This is a genomic window from Pseudoalteromonas sp. Of7M-16 (genome assembly GCF_022347805.1).
Classification (GTDB): Bacteria; Pseudomonadota; Gammaproteobacteria; order Enterobacterales; family Alteromonadaceae; genus Pseudoalteromonas; species Pseudoalteromonas luteoviolacea_F.
The window spans coordinates 61948-68373 of sequence record NZ_JAKRFY010000032.1 but is presented as its reverse complement, the minus strand read 5'-3'; the positions used below and the strand labels follow the sequence as shown (position 1 = coordinate 68373).

The 6426-nt window shown below is 40.0% G+C and carries 5 protein-coding genes; 4 read left to right on the top strand and 1 reads right to left on the bottom strand.

What is annotated here, in order from left to right:
* Window positions 1-170: 170 nt before the first annotated feature.
* The 4 genes from MHN81_RS24245 to MHN81_RS24230 all read left to right on the top strand — a co-directional run bounded on the left by MHN81_RS24245 (window position 171) and on the right by MHN81_RS24230 (window position 4442).
* On the top strand, window positions 171-1910 hold the full coding sequence (locus MHN81_RS24245; protein WP_239426986.1) for an RHS repeat-associated core domain-containing protein: 1740 nt from the start codon (window positions 171-173) through the stop codon (window positions 1908-1910).
* 2 nt (window positions 1911-1912) lie between these two features.
* A complete protein-coding gene (locus tag MHN81_RS24240) occupies window positions 1913-2596 on the top strand; it encodes a hypothetical protein (RefSeq protein WP_239426985.1) in 684 nt (227 codons plus the stop codon).
* A gap of 689 nt (window positions 2597-3285) precedes the next feature.
* On the top strand, window positions 3286-3597 hold the full coding sequence (locus tag MHN81_RS24235; RefSeq protein ID WP_023399080.1) for a hypothetical protein: 312 nt from the start codon (window positions 3286-3288) through the stop codon (window positions 3595-3597).
* 512 nt (window positions 3598-4109) lie between these two features.
* A complete protein-coding gene (locus MHN81_RS24230; RefSeq protein ID WP_023399081.1) occupies window positions 4110-4442 on the top strand; it encodes a hypothetical protein in 333 nt (110 codons plus the stop codon).
* A 135-nt stretch (window positions 4443-4577) separates the two neighbouring features.
* Here MHN81_RS24230 and MHN81_RS24225 read toward each other — a convergent pair whose 3' ends face one another.
* A complete protein-coding gene (locus tag MHN81_RS24225; RefSeq protein WP_239426984.1) occupies window positions 4578-6422 on the bottom strand; it encodes a di-heme oxidoredictase family protein in 1845 nt (614 codons plus the stop codon).
* Window positions 6423-6426: the final 4 nt, after the last annotated feature.

Genomic DNA, 6426 nt, shown 5'->3' with positions numbered 1-6426 from the left:
TAATCAACGCGAATTGATATTTTTAGAGGTTTATTTCTGTTTTGAAATTAGCAGGGGTGTTGCATTGGTATAAATAGATTTGGATGTCATGTTAAATTTCCCATAAAAATAACACTAACCTGCTAACTATTCAGTACACTGCATATGATGGGTTTGGTAACTTAAAAGGCATGTCGGTAGCGTCAGGTAAACTCGGTGCGCGAAACGAATATGATGAGACCTATCAATACGATCACTTACATCGTCTAAAGTCAAATCAAATTCAAGGTTATACAACCATCAGCTATGATTACGATGCTGTAGGTAATATTACGAAAAAGTCGGACTATGCATCTACCTACAACTACTCCTCACACCTATCAGGTTACAGTGGCGGTGGCGCAAATGCGGTCAAGAAAGTATACAAAAACGGACGTTGGGTCGGCTTTAGCTATGATGGTCGCGGTAATATGGTTAAAGGAGATGGCCTAAGTGCAGCTTCTTATAACGCCATGGATAAACCGACCCGTATTACTAAAAATGGGATCACGGCAGACTTTGTTTATGGTGCAGATCATATGCGCTTTAAACAAGTCCAAGCCGGTAAAACCACCTATTATGCGGGCAAACATTATGAAATTGACGTTGAAGGTGGTAAAACCACAACACGCGCTTATATTGGTGATGTCGCGGTTATTTCAACTAAATCAGGCGCAAGCCCATATATTCGCTACCTGCATAAAGACCGCCTAGGCAGCGCAAGGCTTATCACCAATGCCAATGGTTATGTGGTTACTGAACGTAACTTTGACCCATTTGGTAAACCGCGCGCAGCATCAGGTGCTTTAAAGTTCACAGCAAAGTTAGATGATATTGAGACTGCAAAAACCAACCGAGGATTTACCGACCACGAACATTTAGATGAACTAGAACTCATTCATATGAATGGTCGAGTATATGACTATAATCTTGGTAGGTTTATGAGCGTTGACCCAGTGATTCAGTCTCCAGGGAACTCGCAGTCTGTTAACCCCTATTCCTACATTATGAATAACCCACTGGGTGGTACTGACCCAACAGGGTATTCATCTGCTTGTCAGTCCAATGGCACACGGCAAAAGTCAGAGCCTACACCGGGTTGTTCTAATACGATGAATTACAATGTAGGAGATATTGAAAGTATTGCGGTGTACAAAAATGGAGATGTAAAAGTCACTTTAAATGGCGGAGAAGTTCACGCTTTCGGAAACGCTAAGATGACCGTGGGAGGCAACACGTTTGATGTTGGTTCTCAAATTAGTGTGGCTGCTAAGCTTGCGAGTAATAATAGTCCAAGTGATAGCAGCAGTTCCAACAACGATGATAGCAACGCTGCGATGCCAAATTTAATGTATGCTGAGTTAGCGGAAGGCGTAGAGTGGGGAGATCTTTCTTCGGAACAGCAAGAGTATATAGTTAATCAGGATAAAATGATCAGCAAGGCAACGGCCGATATTTTAGCAATTCCACCAGATTCAATATTAGACACTGAGAATACTAAAGCATTTCGGAAAACTCATGGCAATATAAGGCATGTATTTCATGGTGAAATATTGAAAAATGGCGCTGGTGAAGAGACCCATGCTCAGGTAAGGCACGGAGCATATACCAAAAAAGGTAAAATAGTCAGTGCTGAGTTTAGTTCAGTAATTCATTACTCTGCTTCATCAATGTCAAACTTTCAGAAAAAGAAAAAGGTTTCTAAATATGAGAAGAAGTTAGGTTATCACGCGACTATGAGAGCTGGAATGGATGGGCTTTATGACCTAGCTCTTCATGAGATGGCACACACTTTTAATCAGACGGATCCGATAGGGCTGACAGGCCCGAAATTTCAAAAGCTGGAAGAAAAAAGGGCAGATTCATTCTTAAAAGAGATTAGGGGCTTTTAAATATGCGATTAAGTAGGGTTTTAATATTGCCGCTCGTTGTTGGTAGCACCTTAACGATGGGCTGTAAGGCCAAACAGCAATCATCAGAGAGCTTAAATACGGTGGATTCAGCTAAGATAAAATTTCATTATGTGAAAACGGATTTGAGTAGTTCTAAAAAAGGTAAGCTCGAGAACCGTTATACTTTATCTGTTTATATGGATATTAAAAATGATGAGATTAATTTCGAAAGCGAAAGTGTAAACTCTCCGGGAATTGGTTGGCCCGGTAGTTATGACTTTTATCAAGAGTTGGATTGTGTTGAGTATTCGCACAAGTATTTATGTATTCCGTCAATCAAGCTGGCTATTCCAATTTCTAAATTTCAGTCAGAACGTCACTGGTCGCATAACTCTTTGAATTACTCAAATGGAGGGCTTCAAGATATCCCTACGCTGAGAGAGTTTGGAAAAGTTTTCGTTATAAATGCAATGCTGCAAAATAGTAGAGAGATAATATATACATACTATTTTACACTTAAGGGTGGCTTAGTAGCGTTCTCAAAAGGAGGGAGTCATGATACTTGGGTTCTCAGTGATAAAAATGAGTTTGGTGCCGGTGCTCTTTCACTTGGTAAATCCCTTGGCGTAAACTCTTGGACGGTAAACGACATCAAAAACTATTCTGTAATAAAAATGGTACGTTAGATGATTGTAAAATAGGCAGTAATTAGCAAGGGACAAATCAAGTTTGTCTCTTAGGTGGCAATATAAGCATGACATATATGGAAACTTCATTTATGTCATGTTAAGCAACTCCAACGAGGCAGTATTACTGCCTCGTTATATTTCACTTTAATACCTACTGGCCGGTTTCTTCTATTAACCGTTTGACTACTTCACTGAGTCAAATCGCTAATTCTATAGCAAGAGCTTATTTCAACTCACATAGACTTAAAGCGTTACTCGTCATTATCACGATTTCTACCTCCATTATCTTTAACTATAAGTTTAGTGTATAGGTATTATTTGTAGGCTAATGTCCTGCTAAAGCTTAATGCTCGCAGTTTTTCCATAAAAATTTCCGTTTAATAGAATTGATGAAGATACTTAAGATATTATGCTTTAATTCATTTTTATTTTTGTTAACATGGCGCCTTGCTCATAAGTTGTATAAGATCGCATTTTATACAGATTCAAATGGGTAAAACGGTTTTCTAGCTTGTCTATCAAGCGAATCACATAAGCATTGAAGGTGATGAGATTTTTGAAAGGGAGGTTTGGTGTTGAATTACTTCTATATATCCAAACTCTCAATGTCTTAAAATCGATATGTTACTCGTGTTTTTAAAATGAAAACTGGTGCACAATCTACTTTATATCTAAAGGTTTAAATAATGATAAAAAAATTAATCCCAAGCGTAATATTTGCGTTTTCCCTTCTTACTTTCCAAGCTGCTGCGGAACAAAAAAATGATTTCAATGCAAAAATTACTCATGTCTATATAAATTCATATGATGACCTATTAATAAGAATTGATTCAAGCAGCGATTGGATTCGACTCGGTAAAGTTGGGGAGAAACGAGCTGAAATGATGTATTCTACAGCACTAGCTGCCAAGGTTGCCGGCGCGAATGTGTGGGTAAGGTACTGGGACTATTCAGATGATAAATATAGCGATATCAGAATTGTCTCTGTTCAGGGTTAAAGTATAACTTAGGCCCAACTTAATGCTTATTTCGTACTCATTTTCCTTTGTCTAAATATGCAGGTTATTCTGGAGTTTGACGAGAAGCGAAAAGAGTCATGAGATCGCTCTAAAACTGCCTAATAGCACGGTATGGATACCGTGCTTTTTTGTATGCAGGTAATGGTTCTGGATTACATAAAATTAAGACAGCTGAAGAGCACGAAAGACGCAAACAGGAGCGTAACTTGCCAAGCTCTAAGTGCAGATATAATTTGTTGCTTACTGGTGACGGTTAAGTAATAGACACAATAGAGTTTAATAGGCTAGAAGGGAATTCTTTGCATAAGAAATCGAGCATTTAAAATAGTAGCTGATTGCATTTTAACCGAAATTTATTATATATGTTGAGTTTCCCTTATAAGTTCGAATTTTAAATATAGCCCTCGCTTTTGGGTGTGTTGTAAGGTAATTTAATTTAATTTTTAACTCTTTTTTGTATATAATTTCAACCTTTATAAAAGGGTATGTATATGAGACTGTTAATTGTACTATTGGCGCTTTATAGTGGACTAAGTTTTGCGACACCAAGTCACACTGGAAAAATCACATCTGTATTATCTGGGCCTGTGTATGGTGATAAGTTATTTATAAAAGTTGAAGGTTCACTTATCAAAAAACCTTCCTGCCATACAAACACAAACTTTGATTATGTATTAGACACTTCAACTGCTGCAGGCGATAAGTATATGAGCTTGATCTTGACTGCGTATGCATCCGGAAAAAGCGTAACTATAACAGGTTACGATGGGTGTTCTATTTACACCGGTGTGACTAACTTTAGGTCAATTAACTTAAAGCAATGATAAAGGCAGTAAATCATCTTGATTAAGTGGCTAGTGTTACTAGCCACTTAAGTTTTTTAATTAGTATAAGGCATAGTTAAAAAATAGTGTTTTAATAACCAGTACTTTATAAACTGCTTTCCACTAACAGCACTTCTACTTGCTCACGTACTGCACTTCAGATACACCTTCTTGTATGGGGAGTTTAAGGCTCTCTAAAAACTCAATGAGCGCTTGTTGCTCTTTTGCTGAAAGATTGTTGAAGTTGTCGAATTCTTTTTTCGCTTCACTTCCTTCGGCACCGTGCAACTGTATGGCTTCGCGCAAAGTCCTTGCTCGACCATCATGCATGTAAGGCGCGGTGTCACCGACCCCCCAAAGTGGTCGTGTTACATAGACACCAGGTTGAGCTGCATATCCCTCAGTATCAGTTGGTTGCGGGTAATTATCAGACAGTTTTTTGCCCATAAAATGAAGTTTCAAGTCACTGTACAAAGGTACTGAAGTCGAAGCCCCATTTTCGCTAAATAGCCTAGGCCACACATAATCTGGTACTTGGTTGTGGGCATATCCGGAGAGATTCAAATCAATTTGATAGTTACCTTCGGCTAAATGTTTGACGTGAGTCGTGTGAAGGTGCGGTAATGCGGTTTGATACAGTTTTTCAGGGGTAATTAGTGTATTTGAGCGAGTTAATGCTAACACTGACTGGTTTTGAAATGCATGCTCGATTTGTAGCATGGCTTCTTTCGCTGCACCAGAAAGTCGATCAGCTGGGTTGATCAGTTGTGCAACTTCACGGGGACAGGCTTCATCGTCAGGCACATCAGGAGGGGTCATTATGGTCAGTGTCGGGTTGTCCATTGTCAAACTAGAAGTGTGGCAGTTTATACAGCCAACCTGTTCAAAGAGCGCTTTACCAGGGGACACTTGTGCGCTTTTGTCGTCGTAAACTGGCTGAATAGGCGGTCTAAACATACTGACATATGCTGTGAGAGCAGTCACGTTGCCTACTGTGATCTCATTAATAAGACCATCTTGGTCACAATCCTTGTTGCCAACTTTCTCAACAGCTTGAACGCTGAAGTGAAAGTCTAATGCGTCGCGAGCAAAGTGTCTGACCGTAGAGGAAATTCCACCCCATTGGAACGGGCGAACAACAAAGTCTTTCTGCACGCCGACAACTTTTGAAGTGTTTTCATCACAGTCATCAATTCCGCCCTTTTTACAGGTGACAGAGTAACGTCCGAATTTAATGCCTTTAGATGTCAATTGAATACTCTGAGTGTCGTTTCGATACAATCGAGCAACCATTTTGGTCGCTTCTACCTGAGCCTGTAATTCGGTTGTCATCTCCGTCGCTAACCGTTGGGTATAACCCGTACCGAATACATGAGGTGGATTGCGTACGAACTTGGTCATAACCGCTTTGGTGTTTGGATCAGTTCCCAGTAATTGATAGAGCTCTTCTGGAAACTGATCATTAATAAAAGCATTGCTGGCTACAGCAGCAGAGCCCCCTTGTGCCGCAGGTTTTCGAACCTGAGCAATCGTTTTAGCGTCGTTTGGTGTGTATTGTCCAATGGTATTGTGGCATTCAAAACAGCTTTGTGAATCAAGACCATTCACTCTTAAAAATGGCCACGCAGCTGGGTCTTTATCGGTACCACCCCGGTTATTCCATATGTACCTTTGCTTAGATCTAGGGCCCTGTGCGCCTTCGCCATGGCCATTGGCTGGGTCAAACGGAACATTAAACTGGTTTTGTCCAGCTTCAAGCAGTTCATTTAGAGAATATCCACCGGCTAGTAGCGTATCTTGATCTATACTCGGAACGCGCTGCGGGGTCTCATTTCCTCCTTTTGGGAAAGCGACGTAGAGATCCGGTGAAATTTTACGTATCCCAGAATCCGAAAACTGAAATGTGTTTGGCTCTTCAGGTTTCTCTTCATTGGTAAATATGTTGCAGCCAACAACTGTGCTTACTAGTATAACAGACATTGTG

Coding starts and splice junctions, on each gene's coding strand:
- MHN81_RS24245 (WP_239426986.1), top strand. CDS start 171: ATGTCGGTAGCGTCAGGTAAACTCGGTGCGCGAAACGAATATGATGAG.
- MHN81_RS24240 (WP_239426985.1), top strand. CDS start 1,913: ATGCGATTAAGTAGGGTTTTAATATTGCCGCTCGTTGTTGGTAGCACC.
- MHN81_RS24235 (WP_023399080.1), top strand. CDS start 3,286: ATGATAAAAAAATTAATCCCAAGCGTAATATTTGCGTTTTCCCTTCTT.
- MHN81_RS24230 (WP_023399081.1), top strand. CDS start 4,110: ATGAGACTGTTAATTGTACTATTGGCGCTTTATAGTGGACTAAGTTTT.
- MHN81_RS24225 (WP_239426984.1), bottom strand. CDS start 6,422: ATGTCTGTTATACTAGTAAGCACAGTTGTTGGCTGCAACATATTTACC.